This window comes from bacterium (genome assembly GCA_016124905.1).
Lineage (GTDB): Bacteria > Pseudomonadota > Alphaproteobacteria > Rickettsiales > RI-342 > RI-342.
The window spans coordinates 1-26,563 of the sequence record WGMV01000027.1; the positions used below are offsets into that span (position 1 = coordinate 1).

17 protein-coding genes are annotated in these 26,563 nt (G+C 60.1%); 11 read left to right on the forward strand and 6 right to left on the reverse strand.

What is annotated here, in order from left to right:
• Window positions 1-39: 39 nt before the first annotated feature.
• The gene (locus GC177_07605; GenBank protein ID MBI1275821.1) at window positions 40-8,820 is read right to left on the reverse strand and encodes a hypothetical protein; all 8,781 of its coding nucleotides are present in this window, start codon (window positions 8,818-8,820) and stop codon (window positions 40-42) included.
• Between the two features lie 189 nt (window positions 8,821-9,009).
• Here GC177_07605 and GC177_07610 point away from each other — a divergent pair, with 189 nt between their 5' ends.
• From GC177_07610 to GC177_07620, 3 genes are all read left to right on the forward strand, one after another.
• On the forward strand, window positions 9,010-9,591 hold the full coding sequence (locus GC177_07610; protein MBI1275822.1) for a GNAT family N-acetyltransferase: 582 nt from the start codon (window positions 9,010-9,012) through the stop codon (window positions 9,589-9,591).
• Between the two features lie 100 nt (window positions 9,592-9,691).
• Window positions 9,692-11,041: a porin gene (locus GC177_07615; protein ID MBI1275823.1), complete on the forward strand. Its 1,350-nt coding sequence runs from the start codon at window positions 9,692-9,694 to the stop codon at window positions 11,039-11,041.
• Window positions 11,042-11,196: 155 nt separating this feature from the next.
• Complete coding sequence (locus GC177_07620) at window positions 11,197-13,449, forward strand: PBP1A family penicillin-binding protein (GenBank protein ID MBI1275824.1); 2,253 nt, start codon at window positions 11,197-11,199, stop codon at window positions 13,447-13,449.
• Between the two features lie 9 nt (window positions 13,450-13,458).
• Here GC177_07620 and thiS read toward each other — a convergent pair whose 3' ends face one another.
• Complete coding sequence (gene thiS / locus GC177_07625) at window positions 13,459-13,659, reverse strand: sulfur carrier protein ThiS (GenBank protein MBI1275825.1); 201 nt, start codon at window positions 13,657-13,659, stop codon at window positions 13,459-13,461.
• A 36-nt stretch (window positions 13,660-13,695) separates the two neighbouring features.
• Here thiS and aroQ point away from each other — a divergent pair, with 36 nt between their 5' ends.
• Genes aroQ through GC177_07645 form a run of 4 tightly spaced genes read left to right on the forward strand, consistent with a single transcriptional unit; the run spans window position 13,696 to window position 17,251 of the window.
• Window positions 13,696-14,145 (forward strand): type II 3-dehydroquinate dehydratase, encoded by a 450-nt coding sequence (aroQ, locus tag GC177_07630; GenBank protein MBI1275826.1) that lies wholly within the window; start codon window positions 13,696-13,698, stop codon window positions 14,143-14,145.
• Window positions 14,145-14,858, forward strand: coding sequence for a hypothetical protein (locus GC177_07635; protein MBI1275827.1), 714 nt, complete (start codon window positions 14,145-14,147; stop codon window positions 14,856-14,858). The genes aroQ and GC177_07635 overlap by 1 nt, the downstream gene beginning before the upstream one ends.
• Window positions 14,833-15,426 (forward strand): leucyl/phenylalanyl-tRNA--protein transferase, encoded by a 594-nt coding sequence (locus GC177_07640; GenBank protein ID MBI1275828.1) that lies wholly within the window; start codon window positions 14,833-14,835, stop codon window positions 15,424-15,426. Before GC177_07635 ends, GC177_07640 begins: the two co-directional genes overlap by 26 nt.
• Entirely contained in the window at window positions 15,377-17,251 is a 1,875-nt protein-coding gene (locus GC177_07645; GenBank protein ID MBI1275829.1) for a hypothetical protein, read from the forward strand. Before GC177_07640 ends, GC177_07645 begins: the two co-directional genes overlap by 50 nt.
• Here the strand turns inward: GC177_07645 and GC177_07650 are convergent.
• Window positions 17,248-17,856, reverse strand: a complete 609-nt coding sequence (locus tag GC177_07650; GenBank protein ID MBI1275830.1) for a hypothetical protein — start codon at window positions 17,854-17,856, stop codon at window positions 17,248-17,250. The genes GC177_07645 and GC177_07650 overlap by 4 nt on opposite strands.
• Window positions 17,857-17,925: 69 nt before the next feature.
• On the opposite strand from GC177_07650, the gene GC177_07655 reads away from it, so the two are divergent.
• Genes GC177_07655 through GC177_07665 form a run of 3 tightly spaced genes read left to right on the forward strand, consistent with a single transcriptional unit; the run spans window position 17,926 to window position 21,822 of the window.
• A complete protein-coding gene (locus tag GC177_07655; protein ID MBI1275831.1) occupies window positions 17,926-19,197 on the forward strand; it encodes a lipoprotein-releasing ABC transporter permease subunit in 1,272 nt (423 codons plus the stop codon).
• A 1-nt stretch (window position 19,198) separates the two neighbouring features.
• Window positions 19,199-19,900, forward strand: coding sequence for an ATP-binding cassette domain-containing protein (locus GC177_07660; protein MBI1275832.1), 702 nt, complete (start codon window positions 19,199-19,201; stop codon window positions 19,898-19,900).
• A 50-nt stretch (window positions 19,901-19,950) separates the two neighbouring features.
• Window positions 19,951-21,822, forward strand: a complete 1,872-nt coding sequence (locus tag GC177_07665) for a SidA/IucD/PvdA family monooxygenase (protein MBI1275833.1) — start codon at window positions 19,951-19,953, stop codon at window positions 21,820-21,822.
• Here the strand turns inward: GC177_07665 and GC177_07670 are convergent.
• From GC177_07670 to GC177_07680, 3 genes are read right to left on the reverse strand one after another with little or no spacing between them, the layout of a single operon-like run.
• Window positions 21,819-22,211: a hypothetical protein gene (locus GC177_07670; GenBank protein MBI1275834.1), complete on the reverse strand. Its 393-nt coding sequence runs from the start codon at window positions 22,209-22,211 to the stop codon at window positions 21,819-21,821. The genes GC177_07665 and GC177_07670 overlap by 4 nt on opposite strands.
• Entirely contained in the window at window positions 22,208-23,353 is a 1,146-nt protein-coding gene (locus GC177_07675) for a histidine decarboxylase (protein MBI1275835.1), read from the reverse strand. Before GC177_07675 ends, GC177_07670 begins: the two co-directional genes overlap by 4 nt.
• Before the next feature lie 58 nt (window positions 23,354-23,411).
• Window positions 23,412-24,920 carry a hypothetical protein gene (locus GC177_07680; GenBank protein ID MBI1275836.1) on the reverse strand — a complete coding sequence of 503 codons (1,509 nt, stop codon included), beginning with the start codon at window positions 24,918-24,920 and terminating at the stop codon, window positions 23,412-23,414.
• A gap of 76 nt (window positions 24,921-24,996) precedes the next feature.
• Between GC177_07680 and GC177_07685 the strand changes: the two genes are divergently transcribed.
• The gene (locus tag GC177_07685) at window positions 24,997-26,406 is read left to right on the forward strand and encodes a methyltransferase (GenBank protein MBI1275837.1); all 1,410 of its coding nucleotides are present in this window, start codon (window positions 24,997-24,999) and stop codon (window positions 26,404-26,406) included.
• The last annotated feature ends 157 nt before the right edge of the window (window positions 26,407-26,563 follow it).

Here is a 26,563-nt window from a genome sequence, read left to right on the forward strand (position 1 = left end):
AATCAAGCCAAAGCTCGCCCGTAACGCCTCCGGTGCGGATTATTGATTTACACCGATCTCGGTATTGGTGCGCTCCACGCCCGACATATTGACCGAGCTCACCGTACCGTTCGTGATATCCACATCGCCCTGGTTCACCACATGGTAATTGATCAGCGCCTGGGCGAATTCCAGCGTCGTGCTGTATTCGCCGCTGATGATCTGCTGCTCCACATCTTCCGACAAGGTCAATTGATCCATTAACACACGGCGGAGTTCGGGGTCGGACATGATGGCGGCCAACTCATTGGCATTGAGAGACCCATCCGCCAGCATGCCGTTCAGCCGTGTTTCATCCAGGTTGTAGTTGAACGTGAGCTCATCCGGGCGGTCTAGGGCGGCATTGCCCTGCTCGTCCACGGCATGAATGCGGATCATATAATCCGAGAAGCTCGGATAAGTCATGATATCGTTGAACGTATAAAGCTGCGTGCCGTCGGTCGTGCTGAACCATGCCACGTAGGTATTGGGGCCGGGCGTGATGTCCTCCAGCTGTGCCACCAGATGCGTGTCGCCACGGTTCTGCGCGTCGCTGATCAGGCGGTTAAGCGTATCCTGGTTCGGCACCTCGACAAACATGTCCAGATGGTCGGCCACCAGCTGGTCGCGGCGTTCCTGCGCGGCGGCCAGGGTTGCGGCATCCACTGGCGGGTCGAGGTTTTCCATCGCTTTCACGATGTTGTTGTAGGCATCCAGCGTGGTGAACAGTTCCTGCGCGGCCAGGCCGCCCATTCCGCCTTCATACAGCACGTCGCGGTAGCTTTGCTCGATCTGGAGCAACTGATCGCGCGACAGGCTGGTGAGAAATGCCTGGTTGTTGATTTCGCCGGAAAGCTCGATGAACGCCTGGCGGCCGGTTTCAATGGCCTCGTTCACACCTGGCGCATAAGGCTCCGGATAGTGGCGCAATGCATCCACGAACTGTGCGAAGCCCGATGCCACGCCGATCTGTTCCACCGGTGTCAGGTCGTTACGGCCCACCAGCGCGCCATAACCGGCAACGATATTTTCAAGCGCTTCCTTGCTGAGGCTTGCCGTAAAGGCGTCCTGCTGCGCCAGGATCATGTGCTGCTCGAACGGCAGCGCCGTCATGAAAGCATAGGCCTGGGACGGCTCCTGGCTGATGCGGGCGCCCAGTTCTGCAAACAACCCGCCATTCCGCGCGTTGGCCGCCTGCTGGATAAGCCCGCTGTCGCCCTGACCGCTGATGACATTGGCGTAAATCACGCCCGCGTCGTCGCTGCTCCTGCCCTGGCTGTAATAGTCGGCCACAGCGCCGATCTGGTCGCGCTCCGTATCGTTGAAGCTGTAAGGCACGCTGACTTCCGGCATGGTAATGCCGTTAAGGGTAAATGCGGCCTGGATCTCCGGCAGGTTGCGCAGCGCGTTGTAGCGCTCTAGCTCCTCGGCGGAAAGCACACCGTCGGCCATCAGGGACTGCAGTTGCTCAAACCCTTGCTCAACCACGATGGCCTGCGCGCGGGCAATGGCGCCTTCGTCGAAATCCGGCCGGTTCGTCTGCGCTTCGCGAATCAAGGCGCTCAGGCTCGGCAGGGATTCGGTCGCAAGGTTCGCATAGTCCGGGTTCTGCTGCACATAAGCCAGCTCGCCCTGCAGCAGGTCGTTCAATGCACTGTCGTTCAGCAGCCCGGTCAATTGCGGGTCGCGCACAAAGCGGTGGTAATCGAGACCGTTCGGCACATTGGCGTTGATGTCGGCGCGCAGGGCCGCGGACTGGTTGATGATATCCTCCGGAATGGGCTCGCCGGTGGTGGCGTTGGTGGTTTCACCAGTAAGGATCGCGCGCGCATATTGCGGGTGATCGTTCTCGTTCATGTACTCCGCCAGCGCCACATAAGGGTTGGCCGTTTCCGCCGCTGGCTGCACAACGGTCGGGCTTTCCACCGACGGCGTAGGGGTAGTCACGGTTTCCGCGGGCGGCGCGGCTGGCGGTTCCGCCGCGGCGGCCACCGCATTCTCATTATGGGTCAGCTTCAGGTCCTGCGCGATGTCATACAGGTTGCGCCCATCCACCATCACCTCGCGCAGGCGGTCCGCCACGCTGTAGGTGGTGCCGTCAAACGTCACGCTTGTTGCCAGCAGCTGGTCGATCTGCGTGGGCGAAAGCTTGTCGAACAGGGTAATCAACCGGTCCGGGTTGGTATGGAACATGATGCCGTGCAGCAGCAGATCGGCCGCATCGTCCTCAATACCGGCCGCGCCCTCATCCACAAATGCGCTACCGAAGCCGTTCAACCCGCCGAAGGGCGCGTATCGATCTTCCAGGAATTGCGGCACGTCACCTGCCAGCAGCTGGTCCACGAGCTGCTCCATGCTCATATGCTGCCCACTGCCCACCGGCCATTCGCGCGTGCCGTCCAGGGCGCTGGTGCCGTCAGGGTTCCATGCCTCGGTAAGGAGTTCGTTCTGGAAGCGGTGGAAATCGCCTTTCGCCAGATCATCCAGCAATCCATGGCTATCCAGCGCGGTCTGCAGTGTGCCCTGGCGGTCGTTCAGCAATGTGGTGCGCTGGTTCCAATCCAGCCCGCCATCCATCATCAGCGTGTAGGCGCCGGTTTCGTTCAAGTTACCGCCGATCACCGTCAACATCTGCTGGGCGAATGCCGGTTGCGTCCATGCGGTGACAATCTCATCGGCCACGCCGTCATTATCCGTGTCATGGAACGGTGGCACCGGGAACTGGCTGGCAATGGCCGACAAGGCGAATGCCGGCGGCGGTGCGCCGGTGGAAAGGGCATAAATAATCTCGGCTGCCTGTTCATGGCTGAACACCGGCACGGTCGCAAAGCTCGCATCACCGGCGCGGTCGGTGCCGTTCAGCGATTGGTACACACCCATCGCCAGTTCGTTCATTTCCGCCTGCACATGCTCGGCGCTGAAGCGGCCGATGGCCTCGTCAATCTGCGCCTTGACGGCCGGGTCGGTCGCATCCTGGGAAGCCTCGGCCAGTTCGGAAAGGGTATTGATACGGTCGCCCGAGCCCATCTGGCCGAATGCGCCGTCCACAAACCGGTCGGGAATATCGTCGCCATTGCTGTCCACCATCAGGTCCGCGTCGGACATCACGAGGTAGGCATTCGGCACGCTCTGGCCGTTCACCGTAGTGGAACCGGCCAGATAGGCCTCAATATCGTCCGGCAATGTGCCGTCTGCGTCGAAGGTCACATCCACGCTGAAGGTGGCCTGCACCGCGCGCTCGTGCAGGATGGTATTTTCGCGCTCCGCGATGGTGGCGCTGGTATTGCCAACCAGCGCATCCCATGCGGGGCCGCTGCGCCAGGCTTCCGGCACCTGGCCCACAATGGCATCCCAGCCCGCGTTCAAATCGCCTTCCGTGCTGGCGGAAAGCGCGCCGATAAAGCTTTCATCCAGCCCTGAAATCAGGCTGTTGAACATGGCCTGCTGCGCTTCCGGCGTCGGCTGTGCCTGCGAGAAGCGGACGATCTCATCCATGATCTGCGAAGCCGAAAGGCCCGATGCATCGTCATTCACGCGTGTAAGGAGCGCCACACGGTCGGCCTCGGTGTAAATGCCGTCCACCGCCGTCAGCATGTCGCTGCCTTGAAGCAATGCGCGCAAACCGGCGCGGTCGTCGGCGGCCCATCCGGTGATGGTAGCGGGTTCAATGCCCGTCAGCAACGCATCCACATCATAGCCATATTGCGTCACGGCTTCCTGCAGCTCGCCAACGCTCAAATGCCCATCGCCGTTCAGGTCGAATCGGCCGGCATTTTCACCGGAAATCGCGCCATTCGCCATAATGGCCGTGCGCACCATCGCGCCGTCGGCATCCAACTGCAGGCCGGCAATCTGTTCATTCGCTGCGGCTTGAATATTATTGTCCTGCCCGTTTGGCAGATAGCTTGTCAAACTGCCGCCCAGGCCGAAATACCGGTTTTGTGTCGGAAGATCGAGGTTGTTCGTCAGCTTTTCATAATCCTCGCGCGTCAACTGGCCCAGCATGGCCCGCGCGTAAGTGGGGTTGGCGGCCAGGAACTCCAGCAGCGCTTCCCGCGAGGTGATGTTGGTATAAGGCTCGCTTATGCCTTCAAGGTAAATGGCCGGGGCGATATGACCGTCCGCGTCCATGTGGCCAAGGCCCTGGATCAGGCGCAACCCGTTATCCAGCTCGTCCTGATGGGCATCGGCATTGACGAGGGCCGTTTTCACATCAGGGTTTGCATCCATCCAGGCGGAAAATTCGGCATCCGTCAGCAGCTGGTTGCGCTGGTCGGCCGGAAGGCTGGCCATAAAGCCTGCAACACCGTTTTCCCCGGCGGCGATATCGTTCATGATACGGCTGAAATAAGCATTCAGCGGCACACCGGCGTTGGGTGCGGCATTCAGGGCGATGATGGCTTCCGCCCGCGCAACGGGCGTGTCGCCGATGCCGCCAAGCCAGATGCCCGTGGCCTGATCCGTGGCCACGCCGACGGCATGGGCCTGCACATCGGCGGGAAGATAGGCGGTAAGGGAGCCGTTAGGGCCAAAATAATCCAGAATCTGCTGAGGAGACAGGGCGGCATCGCGATTACCCGCGCTGCCAACCAGCATGTCGAAATCCGCCACGCTCAGGTGACCGGCGATCAACGTGCCATATTGCGCGCCGTTGGCTGCCAGGAACTGAAGCATCTCGGCCTTGTTGTCGATGCTGCTGAACGCCGTGCCGTCAAAGCCATACAGCGTAACGGGATACTGGTCGGGGTTGTGAATGGCATCCAGCAGGTTCTCGCCGTTGCTGCCGCGGTCAAGCTCGGCCATGTATTCAGTGACGGTCATCTGGTCGTCACCCATCGCGCGGGCCTGGTTGATGCTGTAAAAGCCGCCAAGATCGGTGCCGAACACGGTTTGACGGTCAGCCGCTGGCATGCGGTCCATCAATAGCTGGAACTGTGCGGGCGACAGGTTATAGGCAAGCCCGATGGCCAGTTCAGGGTGATCGCGCAACTGGTTCATGGCGGCGGTGTAGCCGTCCATGCCCGGCAGGGAGGTCGTCAGCGTGTATTCCAGCTGCTCCACGGCATCCTTGTTGGTGTTGATGCTGCTAATGACATCCTGCACGCTCTGCCCCTGCAGGAGCGACAGCGCGCCGCCGGGATTATCCGTGCTCAACAGGGAATTGATCGCCTCTTCCATTGTGGCGGGCGCTTGGATGGCCCGGTCGCCGAGCGCGGTCTCGAAAGTCTCGCGCTGGGCGGGGCTTAATTGATCGCGGATAAGAACAAAATCCACCGCCGTCAGGTTATCCAGCAGCGCCTGCTGCTGTTCGGGGCTGGCATTGGTCAGCCAAGTTACGATACCCTCGATGTCGCGGGGCATGTTCAGGCTGTTGACGCCATTCGGCTCCCGTCCTGTTGTGAGCACGAACTCGGCCCAGGCGGCGCGGTCCTGATTGTCATACTGCGCACGAGTGGTTTCGAGCGCGCTTTTGGTAACGGCATTATCCGGCTGGTTCAGCCATGTCACAAACTGCGGGTCTTCCATCAGGGCCCGGCGGTTCGCCGCGTCAAGCGTACCCATAAAACGGTCGATACCGCCTTCGCGCAGCTGGATTTTATCCATCATGGCGGCAAAATAATCCGCCTGCGGAATGCCGTTCGGGTCCCTTTCATTCAGCGACATCATGGCAACGGCCATAAGGCCGGGCTCATCACCCGCCGCGCTGGCCCAGGCATCCACGGTCTGTTCATTGACTTCCTGCACGGTGGAGGCGCGAATGGCTTCCGGCAGGCTGCCGGTCAATGAGCCGTCCGTGCCGAAATACTGGCGGCGCTCTTCCAGCGTAAGGCCGCTGGTGAAGGCGGCAAAGCTTTGCGCATCCAGGTTGGCGAAGGCTTCGGCCGCGTAATCGCGCCCGGCATCCGTGCTCAGGAAGGTCAGCAGCTCCGCCCGGTTATCCATCCTGTCATAAGGGGCTTCCACCCCGGTCAGGTTTACCGGCATGGCATACATGGCGTTTTGCAGCGCCACGGCATTGGCATCATGGTCAAGCTGGCGGTCGGCATCGGCCAGCGCGCTTTTGGTGGCGGCATTATCCGGCAGGTTCAGCCAGGCGGAAAATTCGGGGTCGGCCAGCAACGCGTCGCGCTGCGCGGGCGATAAATTCGCCATGAAGCCCTCAAGGCCTCCAGCACTGGCGGTAATCCGGCTAACGGCTGCGTCATAAAAAGCGGCGTCGGCCACGCCGAAATGTTCGCCGGGGCCGGTAATCAGGCCTTGCGCGAAATCGGTCTCATGGGTCAAATCAAGCCCGCGCGCCCAGTCGGCGGCGGTTTGCTCGGCATGTTCCTCGGTCAGGCTGGTCACCAGGGCCGCATCAGCGCCCGCCGTTTGCAGGGTGGTAATCAGCTGCTGGCGCTCACTGGCGCCCAGCGAAATCATCATCACATCCACCAGGCCCGGGTTGGCCTGAAGTCGCTCAATCAGTTCCTGGCGGGCGAGGGCAGGGTCCACATCGCTCACCTGGCCCATCACGGCCTGGTAAACATGCTCAATGGCCGTCGCGGTCTGTGCATTGATGCCTGGCTCTTCGCCTTCTGTAACGGGCTGCGGCTGGCCAATCAGCGAAAATTGCTCATCCAGGAATTTCCCGCCATTCATGTCACGCAGAATGCGGGTAACATCATCGTCCAGCCCTGCGGCAGCCAGCCCTGCGGCAACGGTTTCATCCGCCAGAAATGCCGTGCGTTCGGCAGGCTCCATATGGGCGAGAATAGCCGCCAGCGACGCCGGGTCGAGCCGGGAGATATCGGCCTGCACCAGATCCATCACGTCAATGGGCTGCAGCCCGTTATAATAATCCGCACGGATAGTATAGGTCGTCACATCCCCATGCTGGTTCGCATCAAATGCCATGGCATAGATGTCGGCCAGCGCCGGGTTGGCGGCATAGCCCATCAGGCGCGTCTGCTCATCCTGGGAAATGCTCCCATCGGCCAGAATGGCCTTGATGTCCAGCAGGGCGGTAAGTGTGTCAGCCTTTCCAGCCGCATCGCTGTGCGAAAAGGCCAGGCTCGCATCTTCCACGCGGTCTTGATAATCGGCGCGGGCCAGCACTTCGGCGAGGCTGTCGCCGGCGGCCAGTTCCGTTTCGCTCAGGCCAAGGGTCTGGCGCAGTAGCGGCAGCTCTTCCTGCGTCACATGGCGCGCCTGCAATTGCGCCAGAAAATCCGGGTTATGCAGCAACGCCTCGCGTGCCGCAGGTGAAAGCGCTTCCACCAGTGCCGGAATTTCTGCGGCATTGACGGTTTGCAGCACCTGCATCACGCGGTCATAGGCCTGCGCGGTGGGGTCCATGCCGCCATGCGCGGCAGCGGTGGAAAGCCCTGCGGGCGTGCCGGGATAATCGGCATGGGCGCTCAGCGCGATATCGGCGTTCAACCCGGCCACGGCCTCGTTGAATTCCGGTCCGGGGCCGCGTGCCAGGGCTTCATTGAATTGCGAGCCATACACAATGACATCGGCGCTGTAATTGGCCAGGTTGAGCAATTGCTCCACCTCGGGGTCGAAGGCAATGCCCTGCGCCTGCATGGCGTCGATCAGCCGCTGGCGGTCGCCGGTCGGCATGTTCCGCAGCATCTGCACCAGCGGGTGCTCGTAGAAATCCTGATATTCGCCATTGGCGTTGGGCGTCAGCAGCGCCTGCAGCGTGGCCTCATCCATCGGCGCAAAAATCGGGTTGGAAGCCAGGTTTTGCAGTGCCTCGGGGTTCTGGATCAGTTGATCCACCATGGCGCGCACATCCGCCGGACCACCGGAAGAAAGCACCCACACAGCAGCGTCCGCCAGCATTTGCTCAGCGTTTTCTTTGTGAATCCAGCCGCTTACATTCGAGCGTGTATAGAGATATTCGTCCAGATTGCCCGGCGTGAGCATGCCCACATCCGCCAGCATGCTGTCCAGCACGCCGCCTTTGCCTACCTGGTCTTCGCCAAAGCGGTTGATGAGCTGCTGCCGCATGTAGGACTGGAAGGCCGTCGCCGTGCTGTCAATATTCAGGTTGGCCGCCGCCGCCGCTTCAAGGTCGTAGCGGAACGCATCCGCCTGGCTGCCCGGCTCAATCGTGCTTACGCCGAAATAGCGCATGGCCACTTCATCGGCGATCTGTTGATAATTCTCTGCGGTAATGACGCCACCATGCTCGGCCAGCACAGTATCGAACAAGGTGGACAGCCCCGTGCGCGCGGGCTCCAGCTTGCCGTAAAGGAAGCCGTCGCGGATATTGCCGATCAGCTCTGCCTGTCCGGCGGGCGTGGCGGCCTCCACCGTGGCGGGGGCCAGTTCATAGGTTGGCACCGTGGGGGCTTCCAGCGGGGTGTTCGGCAGCTCCGGCGTATTCTCTTCCACCACGGCGGCAGAGGTGGAGGCCTCGATATGCTCCCCCGATTCCGTAGGCCTGGCCGTAGGGGTGGATGCCGTGGTGTCTGCCACCTCCGGCGTTTCAATTTCCGGCGCAATTGTAGCGTCCATGGCGGTGGTCGCCTGGGCGATTAACGGCGAATCCGTGCCCATGCGGTTGGTGATGATGCGGGTGGCGGCGGCAGCGTCAAAGGGGTCGGCTTCAATGGAAGCATGAATCATCGCATCCAGCAGGCCCACGCCGATTGGCGGTTCGGCATTCAGCAGGGCAGTAATAAAAGCCTGTTTGGCAGGGTTGTTCTGCGCGGCGGCCACCGCTTCGTCCAGCCTAGTTCTGTACCCGCCTGAAAGGCCCCGGTTACGGTCCAACAACGACTGGGAAAGGGTAAATGGTCCGGACATAGCTAACCTGATTCTAGTGTCCTTATTATATTAACGCTCATAAATTAACATTTTTATGACAATAAGCGAAAATAATTATAAAGCAAAATCAACGGCATATAAAAATATTTTTACCTTTGATTAAGCCTATTGACGGCTCAAAGCCTTGCCGTTTAGGAACATCTCCATATTCATCGGGGTAAAATCGCCATGCCGGGCATACAGCCATTACCAACCGCTTCCACCTTGGTTTCCGTTCGCCGCTGCACGCCCGACGATGCGCCCCTGCTGGCGCGCCTGGGACGGGAAACCTTCATGGAAAGCTTTGGTTATCTTTACGATGCGGCCGATGCCGCCGATTATGTGGAGAAAACCTACAGTCTACCCCAGACCAGACAGGAGCTTGAGGACGCGCAAAACCATTTCTGGCTGCTGGAGCGGGAAGGCATGGATATCGGCTATGCCAAGCTGGGGCTTTGCAAGCTTCCCCTGCCGGAAGGCATCCGCCTCTGTGCCCCGCCTGAGTCGTATGAGCTTCACCGCCTATATATAAGGAAGCAGTGCCAGGGGGGCGGTCACGGGCCGCTGTTGCTGCAACAGGCCATGGCCGCGGCCGCCCTTCTCGGCGCGCGAGAGCTTTATGTGGGGGTCTGGTCGCAAAACCATCGCGCCTTGGCCGTCTATGAGCGGCACGGCTTTAAGGTAGTGGCGGATTACTGGTTTGAGGTCGGCCACCAGCGGGACGACGAGCGCATCATGAAATACATGGGAAATATCGCCTTGCTGGTGTAACCGGCATGGCCGCCACACATGCTGCGTCCCTCGCAAAAGGCCGCAAAACGGCCTTCTTCCTTAAGATTGTCTTAAAAAACCGGGTGCGACTGTGGCCTTAATGCAACAGCCACATCAAAAAACCCCGGCCATATCCAAAAAGCCCTCGAAAGGGTTTGCCGCCCCCCTGATGGGTAGTTATGGATACGTCAAATTGCAAAACTGCAGTTGGCGCCTTCGTGGCCTTACCGCTTATTTTGTGATTGTTTCTGGGTTCATTAAACCAAAGGATCGACCAATGAATAAACTGCTTCTTGGCACTTCCGCTCTGGTTGGCGCAATTGCGTTCGCCGGTGCTGCAATGGCCGATGCGCCAAAAGTGACGCTGGGCGGCTTCGTTAATTTCCAAGCTGGCTACGTCTCTGAAGACTCCCCTTACGATTCCAACAAGGAAGACGTGAAATTCCGCAACGACACCGAAATTCACGTTCGCGTGGATGGCAAGTCCGACAACGGCCTTGGCTACGGTGCTGTAGTAGAACTGGAAGCCGATCAGTCTCCTGATCGCGCTGCTGGTGCTCCTGGCGTTGCCAACACGGCTTCCAAAGACACCAACGCTGACAAGACCTTCATCTACCTCGAAGGCGGCTGGGGCCGTTTCGAGCTGGGCGGTAACGTCGGCGTGACCAAGACCATGAAAGTAGATGCTTCTACCTTCGCCCGCGCTACCGGTGGTATCGATGGTGACTGGTGGATGTTCTCCGGTGGTCCTGTTGGTGGTGGTTACATCATCTCCCCGGATCTGGTTGTTGACCATGGTGCCCTGACGTCCACGACGCAGTACCTGGTTCGCGACAAGACCAGCGAAGATGCTAACAAAATCACCTACTACTCCCCGCGCTTCTCCGGTTTCCAAATCGGTGCTAGCTACACCCCGGACACGGGCGATATCGGTCAGTACGCTACCTCTCTGAGCAATGCGTCCAACACCGTTCAAAACGTGATCAGCGGTGGTATCAACTACAACAACCAATTCGGCGATATCGGCCTGACGGCTGCTGTAACCGGCGAATGGGGTGACACCGACACCGCTGCTACGGAAGACCTCCGTGCGTGGAACGTAGGTGGCGCGCTGACCTGGCACGGCTTCACCTTTGGTGGTTCGTATGGTAGCTGGGGCGACAGCCTCCAGGCTGCTGGTACGAACAACGACGACTCCGATTACTGGACCGTCGGTCTGGCTTACGACTTCGGTCCGTTCGGTGCGTCCGCTACGTACCTGAACAGCCAAGTTGAGCAAGCTGGTGGTGGCGACAACGAGTTCGATAACATCGCTCTCGGCCTCGACTACATGCTGGCTCCTGGCCTCGTTCCGTACGTCGAAGTGAACTTCTTCGAGTTCGACGATGCGACCCCGGGTGCTGACAACGACGGTACGTCCGTACTCGTTGGTACTCAGCTGACCTTCTAATCCGCAAGGATTGGTAAAAAGGGGGCGGTGGCGAAAGTCACCGCCCTTCTTTTTTGTATAAATAGAAAACGCGCCATCATTCGGGCGCGTTTTCCATTTGCGCTAACGCTGCGGCTTGCTAATGTCGCGCCATCATCTTTATCGGTTGGGCATCTATGCGCATTGCGCCCCGCAAACATCGGGATAAGGAGCCAGGCACGCCCAAGGCGCGTCAGGCAAAATCCACCCGTCCCACCGCATCCCGGTCAGGCGGTGAGGGCCAGCCGCCACGCAACTGGGGTCGGTTTCTGCTGAAATGGTGCCTGATTCTGGGCGCGTGGGGCATGCTGGCGGTGGGTGCAATGTTTGCCTATTTCGCCTATGATCTGCCCGATACCGACAAACTCGGCGAATTGAAGAAAAAACCCTCCGTCGTCATCCGCGCGGCCGAAGGCAATTACATCCTCGCCAGCTATGGCGATCTCTATGCCGATTACCTTTCCTACGAACAATTACCGCAAAACCTGGTGAATGCGCTGCTCGCCACCGAGGATCGCCGTTTTTTCAGCCATTTCGGCATCGACGTGCTGGGCCTCGCGCGCGCCGCATGGCGCAATTATACCCATGGCAAGGTGGTGGAAGGCGGCAGCACCATCACGCAGCAATTGGCTAAAAACGTCTTTCTTTCGCCCGACCGAACCCTTCGCCGCAAGGTGCAGGAGGTGCTGCTGGCGCTGTGGCTGGAACATAAATTCACCAAGGAAGAAATCATCACCATCTACCTCAACCGCGTCTATATGGGCGCGGGCACCTTCGGGGTGGATGCCGCTTCCCGCCGTTATTTCCAGAAACCCGCCACCAAGCTGAATATCAGCGAAGCCGCCATGCTCGTGGGGCTGCTGAAAGCACCTTCGCGCTTCTCCCCCACCAACGATCCCGAACGTGCATGGAACCGCGCCAAGGTGGTGCTGCAAAAAATGCAGGAAGCAGGCTTCCTGAGCGAGGCAAGCTACAAAGCCGCAATAGAACACCCTGCCAAGCAGGTGAATTATCAGGAAGATCCCTCCGGTGTCCGCTATTTTACCGATTGGGTGATGGAACAGCTGGAAGGCTATATCGGCAATGTCGAGGATGACCTGGACGTGACCACCACGCTGGTGCCGCGTATGCAGAAAACCGCGGAAGAAGCGATTGCCAAGCACCTGGAAAAGCAAGACCCCATCATGCAAAGCGCCATGGTGGCCATGAAGCCCGACGGCGCGATCCTGGCAATGGTCGGCGGCAAATCCTACCGTGAAAGCCAGTTCAACCGCGCCACCCAGGCCCTTCGTCAGCCCGGTTCCTCCTTCAAGGTGTTCGCTTATCTCTCCGCCATGGAATCCGGCGCCTCGCCCAACGACATCTGGAACGATCAGCCTATCAATGTCGGCAATTGGGCGCCGGATAACTACACCAACAACTTCAAGGGTGAAATGACGCTGACCGATGCGCTCGCCCAATCCATCAACTCGGTCGCCGTGCAGGTGAGCGAAACCTTCGGCCGCTCGCGCTGGATCAACCTGGCGCACCGCATGGGCATCCATTCCAACATTGAAAATGTACCCAGCGCCGTGCTGGGGGCTTCCGTGGTCTATCCCATCGAGATGGTCAATGCCTATGCCGTGATGGCCAACGAGGGCCTGAGCGTCACGCCCTATGCCATTGAAAAAATCAAAACCAGCAAGGGCAAGCTCATCTACAACCACACCGACGAAAGCCGCGAGCGCGTCCTGTCCCCCAATGCGGTGGCCAAGGGCAACCAGCTGATGATGGCCGTTATCCAAAGCGGCACGGGCCGCGCCGCCAATATCGGGCGCGAGGCCGCGGGCAAAACCGGCACCAGCCAGGAATACCGCGACGCCTGGTTTGTCGGCTACACGCCGGATATCGTGGCGGGCTTCTGGGTCGGCAAGGATGACAACAAACCCATGAACAAGATTACCGGCGGCTCCATTCCCGCGCGCATGTGGCATGATTTCATGATGGAAGCGCACAAGGGCATTCCCGCGCATGGGCTTTACACCCACTCGTCCGACTGGCTTGATCAGCTGCTTCCCTGGAACCAGATGAACCAGCAGCCCGCCACCCCCAACACGCCCATGACCACTCCGGGCGGCAGCCCCCTTGCTCCCCAACCCGGGGTTCCGCAACCGGGTGCCGTACAGGAATCACCGCAGGGTGGGGATTATCCGGTTGAGCAGCCCGTTCCGCCGCCCCCGGGCGCGGTTCCCCCGCGCGATAACCCCCAGGCGCAGCAGCCCACCGATGCCGGCAGTATCAACACCCCTGCGGATCTCTGGAACGCCATCCAGGACGAAATGACCAAGGATGTGGAGTATAAATATCCGGGCGAGCACCCCTCGCCACAGCAGCAGGGTGCGCCGCAGTAGGTAAAAGGCCTAGCCGCCGCCGACGAAGGAAATCACCTCCACCTCATCCCCATCGCGAATCGGCGTATCGCCATGCTGCGAACGCGGGATGATGACGCGGTTGATTTCCACTGCTGCCTGCTTCTGACCCAGCCCAAGCTCAAGCAGCAGCTCGGCAGGGCTGGCGGCGGCAATTTCTTTAGGCTCGCCATTCAAGGTGATTCGTGGCATTTTGGACCTCTTTTGCAACCTATCTACCGCAGACTTATGCCGAAACCAACCATCCTGATGCTGAGCGGCCCCAACCTCAACCTTCTGGGCGAGCGCGAAGCCCATATCTACGGCAGCACCAAACTGGCCGATATTGAACAATCCACCCGCAACCACGCAGAAAAGCTGGGGTTTGCGCTGGAAGCCAAACAAAGCAATATCGAGGGCGAGCTGGTCACCTGGGTGCAGGAAGCCCGCAAAAGCGCCGCCGGCGTCATCGTCAATGCCGGGGCCTATACCCACACCTCCATTGCCCTGCACGATGCTTTCAAGGCCCTCGGCAAGCCGTTCATCGAGGTGCACTTAAGCAACCTCTACGCCCGCGAGGATTTCCGCCACCATTCCTACCTCGCACCCCTGGCCTCCGGCGTCATCATCGGCCTCGGTGCGCTGGGTTACGAACTGGCGGTGGACGCGCTCGCCAAACTGATGAAAAAGGCCGCATAATGGCCCGTAAAACCGAGATCATCGGCCATCGCGGCGCCGCCGGTCATGTGCTGGAAAACACGCTGGCCTCCTTCGACCACGCCATCTCCCTCGGTGTGGACTGGGTGGAAATGGACATCCGCCGCTGCGCCTCCGGCGAGCTGGTGGTGTTCCACGACGACACCCTCACGCGCCTGGGAGAAACCACCGATCTGGTCAGCGACCTGAACTGGGACGATCTTTCCGCCATGAAGCTGGAAGGCGGCTACCATATCCCCTCCCTGGCCCAGACGCTGGATCATCTGCAGGGCCGCGCCAGACTTTGCATCGAGCTGAAGGAGGAGGGCCTCATCCCCGCCCTGGCCGATCTCATCAAACCGCGCATGGCAGGCGGCAGCTGGGCCTGGAAGGACATCGTCTTCATCTCCTTCCTGCATCCTGAGTTGGTCACCCTGCGCCAGGCCATGCCGGATGCCGCCATCGCCCCCATCATGGCCGCCCTGCCGGAGGATTATGCCGCCTTCGCCGAGCATCTCGGCGCCGATGCCGTGCATCCCTGCATCCATTTCATCAACCAGGCCTTCATGGATGACGCCCGCAGCCGGGGCATCGCCGTCCGCGTATGGACCTGCAACGAGCCCGCCCATATTGAGCGCGCGCTGGCGCTGGGTGTGGATGCCATTGCCAGCGATTACCCCGATCTGGTGCATGAAAAGCTCGCAGCTCACGCCTGAGCTTCTGCTCGCAGCCTACAGCCAGGGCCTTTTCCCCATGGCCGAAGGCCGCCATGAGGACGAGCTCAACTTCTATTGTCCCAAACAACGCGCCCTCATTCCGCTAGATGAACGCTTCAACATCCCGCGCGGCCTCAAGCGCTTTTTGCGCAACGACCCATTCACCTACCGCATCGACACCGCCTGCGAACAGGTCATCGCCGCCTGCGCCGAGCGCAGCGAAGGCACCTGGATCAACGACGCCATCATCGCCCATTACACCGCCCTTCACCGCATGGGCTTCGTCCATTCGGTGGAGGCCTGGCAGGAGGGCGGGCTGGTCGGCGGCCTTTACGGCGTAGCCATCGGCGGCGCCTTTTGCGGGGAGAGTATGTTCTCCCGCGTGCCGGAGGCCAGCAAATCCTGCCTCGTTCAACTGGTGAATCACCTGCGTAAACAAGGGTTCACATTGTTAGATAGCCAGCTTGCCAACGACCATCTTCGCCCCTTCGGCATGGTGGAGCTTCCCGCCAAAACCTATGAGGCCCTGCTTGCCGAGGCCATTGCCTTGGATGTGCGCTTTGCCTAACATGGCACCCATGAAACGCTTGCTCGCATTCCTGTTGTTGCTTTGTTGCTGCCTATTGCCGGTTCACGCATGGGCCGCGGCCAGCTTCGTGGCAACCCTCAGCGACGAGGAAATCGGCCAGGGCGACGGCGTCACGCTCACCTTAAGCCTTACCGATGCCCAGCCTCGTGAAAACCCCGATGTGGATGCATTGAAACCCTTGTTCGAGCTGCGCGCGCAAAAACGCGTAGCCGATGTCATGGTGGTGGATGGCCAGATGAGCCAGGTCATGCGCTGGCATTACGAGCTTTTGCCCAAACGCGCGGGTCGCCTCACGGTGCCGGGCTTTCACATCCTGACCGATCGTGGTCAGATGACCAGCCGTCCCATCTACCTCACCGTCAATTCTGATCCGGCTGCGGCCAGGGCCCGGGCGCAGGCCCATGCTCAAGTGGATGCCGCGCGTGCACCGCGCATCAAGATTGACGCTGCCTACAGCGATCAGAACCCGTTATTGGGTCAGGCCGTGGTGCTGAATGTGGACCTGCTTCGCGGTAATAATGTATTGGAGGCAGTACTGCAGCAGCCTTCCGGCAGTGGTCTGCGCGTGCAGCGCATTGGCACACCAAAGAATGAGTTCGTTCGCCTGCCGGAAGGCAATTTCACCCGCAGCAACGTACAATTCGCCGTCACCGGCATTGAGGCCGGTGCCGTCAGGCTCGATCCCGTTCCGCTCAGTGGCACGGTCTTCAACATGTTCACCCGCGATGCCGATCTGTTCAATGGGCTGGATGACCCTGCCGACCTGATAAACCGCATGATGCGCCAAAATGGCATCAGCGAGCCTTTCAAGCAGGAACTGGAAACCCCCACTCTGAACGTGCGCCCCATCCCGCCCAACTGGACGCACGGCCTGCGCGCCTGGCTGCCCGCATGGAGCGTCAGCCTCAACCAACGCGCCGAAGGGCTTCAGAATGCCAAAACCGGCGAGCCCATCATGCGCGAGATTACGCTGATTGCCTCCGGCGTCATGCCTGAGAATCTGCCCAAACTGGAACCACTGCTGCGTGCCGGGCTGGATGAAAATGAATGGCAGCTCTACCCCGGCGAGCCGGAAACCAACATGCAGCCCGACCCCGACCATCACACCGTTGTCAGCTACGTCACCCAGAAATTCACCTACGTACCGCTGAAGGAAGGCCCTCAGGAACTCCCGGGCCTGACCATTCCCTGGTGGAACCTTGCCACCCAGGCTGAACAATCCTCCACGCTGGAGCCCATGCCCTTCGATGCTGCCAAAGGCAGCGGCACCTATCGCGGGCCGGAAACCGCCAAAACCGTGACCATCAATCCCGGTCAGGAAGAAGCCACCCCCGCCCGTGATGGCGCGCCTATCTCATGGGTTCGCGTTTTCTGGTTGTCGGGGCTTACCCTGCTGGTGGGCGCGGCCTGGTATGTCAGCAAATTCCGTCGCCTTCCATCGCTCCCGGCAAGCCTGCGAAAACCCGCCGCTACCAGCACCCGCCTACCGGCCAGACCGACGGACTGGAAAGCCCAGCTTGCCCAGGCGACGGATGCCGCCGCCATGCTGAAGGCCTCTGCCCGCGCCATGCCCAGGCCTGATGCGGACGAAAGCCTCTCCCACCTGGCCGAACGGTTGGGGCAACCCCAGCTCGCCGCCTTGCTGAAACAGCTGGAGGCCGCCGCCTACGGCCGCAGCCAGCAGAATGCCGGTGCGCTGAAGGCCCCTCTCCAGTCTGCGCTTGAACAGGCCATGAAAGCCATGCAGGCGCAAACAAAGATCCATAAACCCGAACAGGATATCTGGACCAAACTGAACGGCTAGGATCGCGGCGGCAAAGGCGGCGGGTCGATACCGGCCCCGGTGCTGCCGATGATCCACCCGTCCGGGTCGGGCGGAATATCCTGCCCGTTAAACTTGGCCAGCGCCACGTTCAACGCGGCGCTCAGCTGGTTGAAGGTGAAGGCGTAAGCCTGCCCCAAAGAATCCTTCAACGCAATCTGCAGCTTATGATCCCCCGTAATGGCCCGGATCACGATATCCTCTCCTATCCTGCGCTCCTCGGGATGCAGGGAATCCGGATCATTACGAAGGCGAATGAGAAAATCCCTCCGGTCGGGATCGGCCACCTGGGGGATGGTGAAGCGGGTGCCGGCAGGCAGCGGATTGCCCTGATAATCCCGGGCAATCTCTATTTCCTGCAAATAGCTTTCCAGATAAGCGAAATTGGTGAGCAAAAGCAGGATATCCTCGTCCGCCCGGATTTCGATGTAATAGAGGTTGTTCTGGCAAAGAATATCCTGGATGCGCCCATTTTCGCCGAAAAGAAGGCGATAACCGGCATAGTTGGACGCCTCCCAGCCACCGGGATTATAACCGGTGAGCCGTTCGATATAGTAATCGGGCATGGCAAGCTTGGATGACGGCATGCAACCACTATGCGCCACAACCGTTGCAGTTTGGTTGCGCGTCGCCATTTTCTCCCTATGCTCCCCGCTATGTGCTTCAATCCCGTCGAGAGATTACTGGCCTTCCGCTACCTGCGCAGCCGCAAGCGCGACGGGTTTATTTCCATCATCGCCGGTTTCTCGCTGGTCGGCATCGCACTCGGCGTGGCCACGCTGATTGTGGTCATGGCCGTGATGAACGGCTTCCGTTACGAGCTCTTTCAACGCATCCTCGGCGTGGATGGCCACGTCGCCATCACCGCTGTCGGCCCGGGCGGCATTCCCGATTACGAAAAGCTGGTGAGCAGCCTGAAGCAGGAACAGGGCATCACCCAGTCCGTCCCGATGATCGATGCGCAGGTGATGGTGATGACGCGCGGCAATGCCAGCGGTGCGCTGGTGCGCGGCATGGACGAGGCGGGCCTGAAACAGAAGGCCCTGCTTTCCATGCACATCCGGCCGGAGGTGATGAAGGCCTACCAGGCCGGTGACGGCGTCATCGTGGGCTACCGCCTGGCGCAGCGCCTTGGGCTACATGCGGGCCTTCCAGTGGAATCCGGCGGCGGCATCACCCTGGTCTCTCCCGCCATGCGCACCTCCGTGCTTGGCTCCGTGCCGCGCATGAAGGCCTATCCCATCCTCGCCACCTTCGATACCGGCATGTTCGAATACGATAACGGCCTCATCCTCATGCCCCTGCAGGAAGCCCAGCTCTTCTTCAGCTATCCCAAGCGCGTCACCACCATCGAGCTGATGGTGGATAAGCCCTTCGAGGCTATCTATTACGCCACCAAACTCGAGCATATCCTGCCCACGGGCCTGGAGGCGCTGGACTGGCAGCGCCGCCACTTTCAAATCACCAACGCGCTGAAGGTGGAACGCAACGTAATGTTCCTCATCCTTTCGCTCATCATCATGGTGGCGGCTTTCAACATCGTCTCCAGCCTCATCATGCTGGTGAAGGACAAGGAATCCGACATCGCCATCCTCCGCACCATGGGCGCCAGCCGCCGCACCATTTTGAAGATTTTCTTCCTCACCGGCTCCACCATCGGCGTGGTCGGCACCTTATCGGGCGTCGCGCTCGGCCTGGCCTTTTCCCTGAATATCGAGCGCATCCGCGAATGGCTGCAAACCCTGACCGGGGCGGATCTCTTTTCGGCGGAGATCTATTTCCTCTCCACGCTTCCCGCCCGTACCGAGCCGATGGAAGTCATCCAGGTCGCCCTCATGGCGCTCGGCCTCACCTTCATTGCCACGCTCTATCCCTCCTTCCGCGCCGCCCGCACCGAACCGGCCGAAGCGCTGAGACTGGCAGGCTAGCATGGCGAAACCCTCATCCAAACTGGTCACACCCGTACTGGAAACCAAAGCCCTCCGCCGCGTCTTCAAACAGGGCGGGCGGGAACTTGTCGTGCTCGATAAGGTTGATCTCACCATCACCCCCGGCACGTCGCTGGCCCTCGTCGGCCCGTCCGGCTGCGGCAAAACCACGCTGCTCCAGCTTCTTGGCCTGCTGGATCGCCCTGACGGCGGCAGCATCCACATCATGGGCAAGGATGCCTCCAACTTAAACGATCAGGAGCGCACCCGCCTGCGCCGCGACAGCCTCGGCTTCGTCTATCAATACCATCACCTGCTGCCGGAATGCTCGGCACTGGAAAATGTCGCCATGCCGCTGATGATTGCCGGCACATCTCCCAAAGTCGCCAAGGAGGAAGCCGCCCGCCTGCTCACCTCAGTCGGCCTGAAGGACCGTGTGGACCATCGCCCCGGGGAACTCTCCGGCGGCCAGCAGCAACGTGTGGCCATTGCCCGTGCGTTGGCGGGCAAACCGGGCCTGATCCTGGCCGACGAGCCCACCGGCAACCTGGACCCGCACACCGCCTCCGACGTCATGGAACTGCTGCTGGAGCGTGTGAAGAAAGAAGGCGCCTCCCTCCTTATCGTCACCCATAATCTTGAGCTGGCCAAACGGCTGGATCGTGCCGTGACCATCCGCGAAGGCGTGCTCACACCCCTTTAAATTATCAAAAAACCGTCACATAGGCGTGATAATCAGCGGGTTCATTATAGATGGCCCCCATGACCGAATCACGCAATCCACTGCATATCGCCATTATCGGCGCCGGTTTTTCCGGCGTGGTAACCGCCTGCCAGATCGTGCTGCAGCGGCTTGCACCCCCGGCCGATGAGCTTACGAGAGGAATGTTGAAGGCCAATGGCGGCCTGCGCCCCGTCTCCATTACCCTGTATGATCCTGCGGAAGTCGGCGGTTCACCTTACCGCGATGCGGCGCCTGAACATCCCACCAATATTCCCATCGGCCGCATGTCGGCGTTTCTTGGCAACAGCCGTCACCTGCTGGAATGGCTGAATGAAACTGCCGACAAAACCGACTGGCCCGAAGAATGGCGCGAAAAAACCTGGACGCTCCGGGATTTCCTTCCGCGTAGCCTTTATCGCCTTTACATCCAGTCCCTCCTGTCGGAACTGCAGCACTATGCCTGGTATGCCGGCGCCAACGTGCAATTGGCGGAATCGGAACTGGCGCATCTGGAGGTGGATGAAAATAATCGCTCGGCATTGCTGACGCTGGCCCCGGCTCCGGAAGGCGCAAATCCCATCCTGGCGGCGTTTGAAAGCGGCGCAGGCACTATGGAAGAGGCCGATCTGGTCGTGCTTGCCACCGGCCATACGGATGCCCCGCTACCGGGGTTCGTTCAGGAAAGCGCTGCCGCTTCCCCGCGCCTGATAAGCCATGCGTATAAGCAATATGATCGGTTTGCCTCCATTGCCCCCGATGAAAGCGTGCTGATTATCGGCACCGGCCTTTCCGCCATGGACGCGCTGCGAACCCTCGCCCGGCAGGGGCACCGGGGCCCCGTCTATCTCTGCTCGCGCCATGGGAGCATGCATCATCCGTATCCGGAAGGCCATCAGCCGCACGTGTATCCTATGGATAACATCGACGAAGCGCGCTTCCTGCTTCATGTCACCACGGCCGATGGGCTCAAAACCTGGCTGGACAGCCACCTGGCGAAAGGCACGCAGCAGGGCATGGAAAGCGAATATATCCTTCTCGCCGCGCAACAGCCCATGGCCGATTGCTTTCGCAGCCTGCCTCAGCCGGAGCAGGAGGCTTTTCTGAGCCGCTATGCAGGTTGGCTCAATGCCAAACGCATCGGCATGCCAACCGATATGGAAGCGGTGATGAACCAGCTGGATATCCGCATCATCACCATGAACGCAAACAGCCTGGAGCATGATGGCGGCCGGTTCGTCCTGAAGGGAAGCCACAGCGCCAATAATCTGCAAACCGGTGTCTATGCCGACCATGCCATTCTGGCCACCGGCCTGCATCTGGATTATGCCCGCCAGGCGCCCGATTGGCTGCGCGAGCTGATGGAAAACGGCACGGTCATGCCTCACCATTTGGGCATGGGGATCGAAGTCAATCACGAGACAGGCCGGGTAAAAAATGCCGATGGCGCCCTTTCACACGTGCTTTATGCCGTGGGCGTCATGCGGCTGGGCGCCACGTTTGAACATACCGGCATGCTGGGGGTTGGCCAGGGCGTGCCTGAGTTGCGCCGCCAGGCCTATGTGATTGGGGATGATTTCAAATGGCTTAGCAGCCTGTCCGAATATCCCGGCATGTCGCGGGATCAGTTTGAGCACGAGTTGCATCAAACCCCGGCCATGCAGGGCATGGTGGACAAGGCCATGGAGCTCGAGCTTTTTCTTCAAGGGTTTGACGAAGCCGCCTTACGCTCGGACATTGCCCGGGTGCCACCCGGCATGGGTGACTACGTGATTGAAGTCGCGGTCGCGGAAGGCTTGAATTATGACATACCGCTGACGGATACCATCGCACAGCAGGCTATACAGGCGCGTGACTGGATGCTTTCCTGCGGCATACAGATCGACCGGGAAATCGGCATCTAGGCGACCAGGATATCCTTCACCAGCTCCATCGCCTCCGGCGTTTTTTCCGCATTGATGGCAAACAGGCATTCGCCCTCTTCCCTGCGCACAATGCGAAGGCTACGGATCATCAGCCCCTTTTCCTTGAAGCGCGCTGCCACCTTGGCCAGCGCGCCCGGCTGGTCTTCCACCTTCACCAGGAATGCCTCCTGCGGCACGGCCTCAAAGCCTGCGTCGCGCAATGCCGAAAGGGCATCATCATAGCGGTCCACTTCGAGCGTGATGATGCCGCGCTCGCCCAGCGGGTCGGCTTCCATGTCGTTGATGTTGATATTGTGCTGGCCCATCAAGGCCGAGATATCGGCAATGGCGTGGCTGGCATAGGGGACGACGACGGTGATGTGCTTCATGCGGCTTTATCTCCCTTTAATTGATCTGCGGCCTCTGCGGGCCATTCAACCATATCGGCAACGAGTTCATCGACAATGGCTTTCGTAATGTGGGGCATGCAGATGATATGGGCAATCGATTTATACGGCGCGATCTGCCATTTATCCATCACGCGCTGGCTTGGGCGTGGAAACACCACCGTGTTCGCATAGGGATTCGCCCAGGCGGCAATCCCGTGCTTCTTCATCGTCTCCACGGCATATTCCGTCATTTCCAGGCAGCCCTGCACGCGTTTGGCAAACCCTTCATGCCCCACGCTGCGCCAGGCATACCACAGGAACAGCGGCGTCACCCCATTGCGGGACCCCGTGATGGTCGTATCCATGGCCCCCACATATTCCACGCTCCGCGCGATGCGGTCCACGTGGGATTTCTTCGCCATCGCAAACCCGCACGGAATCGGCGATCCGATGAACTTATGCCCGCTTACCGAAAGGCTGTCCACGCCTGCGGCGAAATCCCATTGCGGCTGCGTATGCATAAAGGGCAGCATCATGCCTGAAAGTGCGGCATCCGCATGGATGTAGTACCGGTGGATCGCCATGTCGGCGAGCATCTTCTTGATGCGCGGAATATCGTCGATCGCCCCCGTCATCGTGGTGCCCACATTGGCGAAAATGATCGGCGGCGTATCGCGGTGGATGCGGATCGTCTCGCGCAGATCCTCATAATCCATCTCGCCGTTTTCCTGGCTGCGGATCATGATGGCCCGCGCCCCCAGCACGTGCACGATCTTGGAGACGCTGTAATGCGTATCTTCCGAATAATAGATGATGCCGCCCTGCATCAGTTCCCGGCCCAGATACAGGCCGTACATATTGCCTTCCGTTCCGCCGTTGGTGATATAGCCCCACCAGTTATTCTCCGGCGCATGCCACAGCTTGGCCATGGCCGTCAGTACTTCACGTTCCATCTCCAGCGTGTTGATGCGGTAATTGGTAGTGGCAAACGGGTCGCCCAGATTGTTGATGGAAAAATCCAGGAAACGGTACAGCGGCCGGTAATCGAACACATGGTTGCACGGATACCCCACGGCCGAGTGGCACTGAGCCTGCAGTTCGTCGTAAAGCGCATCAAGTTCCTGGTTGAGCGGGCTGTTCATGGGTATGACCTCAAATGTTTGCGGCTCTCTCGCACAAAACCGCTTGTCGGGCAAGGATTTACGCCGTTCTGGCCATGCCTTCGGCGACATCCAGCAATGCGTAAAGCTCGGGTGTGTGGGTTTGGATAGTGGACAGGGTAAGCATGACGGATTCCGCCACCGCCTCATCCGCCGTCAGCATCTGCCGGGAGGCCTTTTCCGCCAGCGAGGCAAATGCCTCGGGCTGAATGACGCTGGGGATGAGAAATTCCAGCGCGGTCAGCGCTTCGGTCACGTCGCGCATGAAATACCGTTCCTCAATCGCGCGGGATACGATGCGCTCCGCATGCTGGCCGAGCCAGCCTTCCATGCGCTCGCGCAACTTTTCGGACAGCTGGGAGAAGGGCGGGCGGTAACCGCGGATGGCATTGCCAAGCGCGGCCACGGCGCGCAGGGGCGCCACCGTGCCTTCCAGATTCGCAAGGGTGGATTCCATAAGCATATGCGCCTCAAGCCAGCGCTCGTCCGGCGCGTTGGAGGAAAGCACGCCCTTTTCCATCAGTTCCAGCCCCAGGCAGACATTCCCTGCATCGCCCTGGGCGAAGCAACGGGTCAATAAACCCGGTATATCGCAACGCGCGGCCTCTTCCAGCGCATCGCGAATGCACGGCAGCAGGTTCTCCTCGGCCGATTGTCTGAGTGCCTCGGGCAGGGGGGCGCTGCCGCCCTGAACAATACTGGAAACCAGTTGGTCGCGCGCCTGGTCCCGCCCCGCGAGGGTCTCCTCGGCGGGCAGCTTGAAATAATCGCCGATACGCCACAGCGCCACATGCGGCCTGTCCGCAAGTTCCCAGTCATCGGTCGCGCCCATGGCGATGCGCGCGGTTACGTCCCGCCATTGGGCGGCACCTGCAGGCAGAAGATGGCCTTGTGCATCCACCGGCACGCTATGCTCGCAGGATTGAATGATGAAAACCTGCGGCCGGTCGATCCACCAGCCCTGCTGAACCTCATCGGCCTCATCCAGGCGCTTGTCCGGCAGTTCCGTGAACCAGCGCCGCAGAAACGCGCCAAGCTCTGCCTGGTTCAGCAGGCTGACCCCCGCCCCCTGTGAGGAGCCGTCATCCATCTTCACCACCACCTGAGCATGGTTCTGCCATTGCGCGGCAATGGCGTCCGCATCCTCCGGCCGCAGGCTGGAAGGGTAGGTGCGCTGCACCGGCAAAAGCTGCGGCTGCTGCTGGAAAAATAAAGGGTGCACGGCCTTGTGGCTGGCAAAATAATCCATCACACGTCCGCCATCGGCAAAGGAAAGCGCATAGCCGCCCAGATCCATGTCACCGTCCTTCAGACGCTGGATGACATCGTCCATGTAACGGGGCCGGAAAACCTCGCCCAGTTCATCGGTGCGCATGGCAAAACGTTGCAGCACGTCCTTCCAGCTTTGCCTGCGCTGCGCGGCCGTCAATGCGTCAAACCCCTGATATTGCGCATTGAAGCCATTGCCGAACTCGCAGATTTTCCAGCCGTTTGCCGTCGGCTTGGCATCCACGATCAGGGCGGTATAGGGTGCTGCGTTCATATCCATGCGGGTGTTATACCGATGGTTGATGACATCTCCGTGAAAAACTGGCGGAAATGGTATTTTCTGCGTAGATGGCATCATGAAAGCCTTTCCTTCCATCCTGGCCACTAAGGAAGCCGCCGCAGCCATCCGCACCGGCTACCCATGGCTGTTCGCAGGGCATATCCGCGAAAACTCCTCCCTCGCGCTGATGGAGCCGGGCGAGCTGGTGACCCTGCTGGATGACCGCGCCCAGCCGCTGGGCACCGGCTATTACAACGGCCGGGTCCAGCTTGCCTGCCGCGTCCTCACCACCAACCCGCGCGACACCATCAACGAAGCCTGGTTTGCCTGGCGCTTCAAAAAAGCCCTGGAAATGCGGGAGGCCGCCATTGGCCAGCCCTTTTACCGCCTCATCCATGCTGAGGCCGACGGCCTGCCCGGCCTGGTGATCGACCGTTTCGGCGATTACCTTTCCATCCAGGTCGCCACCGCGGGCATGGAGCGCCTCAAGCCCGTCTGGCTCTCTGCATTAAAAAGTCTGCTCAACCCGACCGCCATCGTCTGGCGCAACGACATCGCCCAGCGCAAGCTTGAAGGCCTCTCCCAAACGGTGGAGGTGGAAGGCGACGTGCCATCCCTCATCGAACTGAAAGAGCTGGACCGCACCTACATGGCCGATCTGGTGAACGGCCAGAAAACCGGCTGGTTCTACGACCAGCGCGACAACCGCACCCATGCGGCCGAACTGGTCACCAATGTATCCAGAAACGTAAAAACCGCTGCCGAGAGCGTCGCGCCAGCGACTGTTCCATTGCGACCATCGGGGAGCAGGGAACAAACAGAAAAAACCGCTGCCGAGAGCGTCGCGCCAGCGACTGTTCCATTGCGACCATCGGGGAGCAGGGAACAAACAGAAAAAACCGCTGCCGAGAGCGTCGCGCCAGCGACTGCTTCATTGCATTCGTCGCAGACGAATGCAGGAAGCGTGAATGTTTTAGATGTCTTCTCCCATTCAGGCGGGTTTGCGATGGCCTGCGCACGCGCTGGCGCAAACGTGACGCTGGTCGATAGTTCGGCGCTTGCTCTTTCATTAGCGGCTAAAGCGGCTACAAAAAACAATGTAGCCACACAATGCGACTACATCGAATCCCGCGCCGACGAAGCGCTGGAAAAACTCTCAACCGGCAACAACCGCTACCGCCTCATCATTCTCGACCCCCCTGCCTTCGTCAAAGAGCGCAAACACAAGGCCGCCGGGCTGAAGGGCTACGAAAAACTCTGCCGCCTTGCCGCACCCATGGTGGAGCCGGGCGGCTGGCTGATGCTCTGCTCCTGCTCGCACCATGCGGATATCGGATCGCTCAAAACCGCCATGAAAAACGCACTGGAAAAAGCAGGCCGCACCGGCCGTTTTATCCGCACCGCCGGTGCCGCGTCAGACCATCCCAGCCACCCCAAATTGCCCGAAGGCAGCTACCTCAAAGCCATCACCATGCAACTGAATTGAACATGGTAAGAAAAAAGCAGCCGTGAGCGCGCCGCGCACGGCGCTGTTTCATTGCGAACAACGTGAGCAGGAAACGAAACCTAAAGCCACAGCCGTGAGCGCGCCGCGCACGGCGCTGTTTCATTGCGAACAACGTGAGCAGGAAACGAAACCTAAA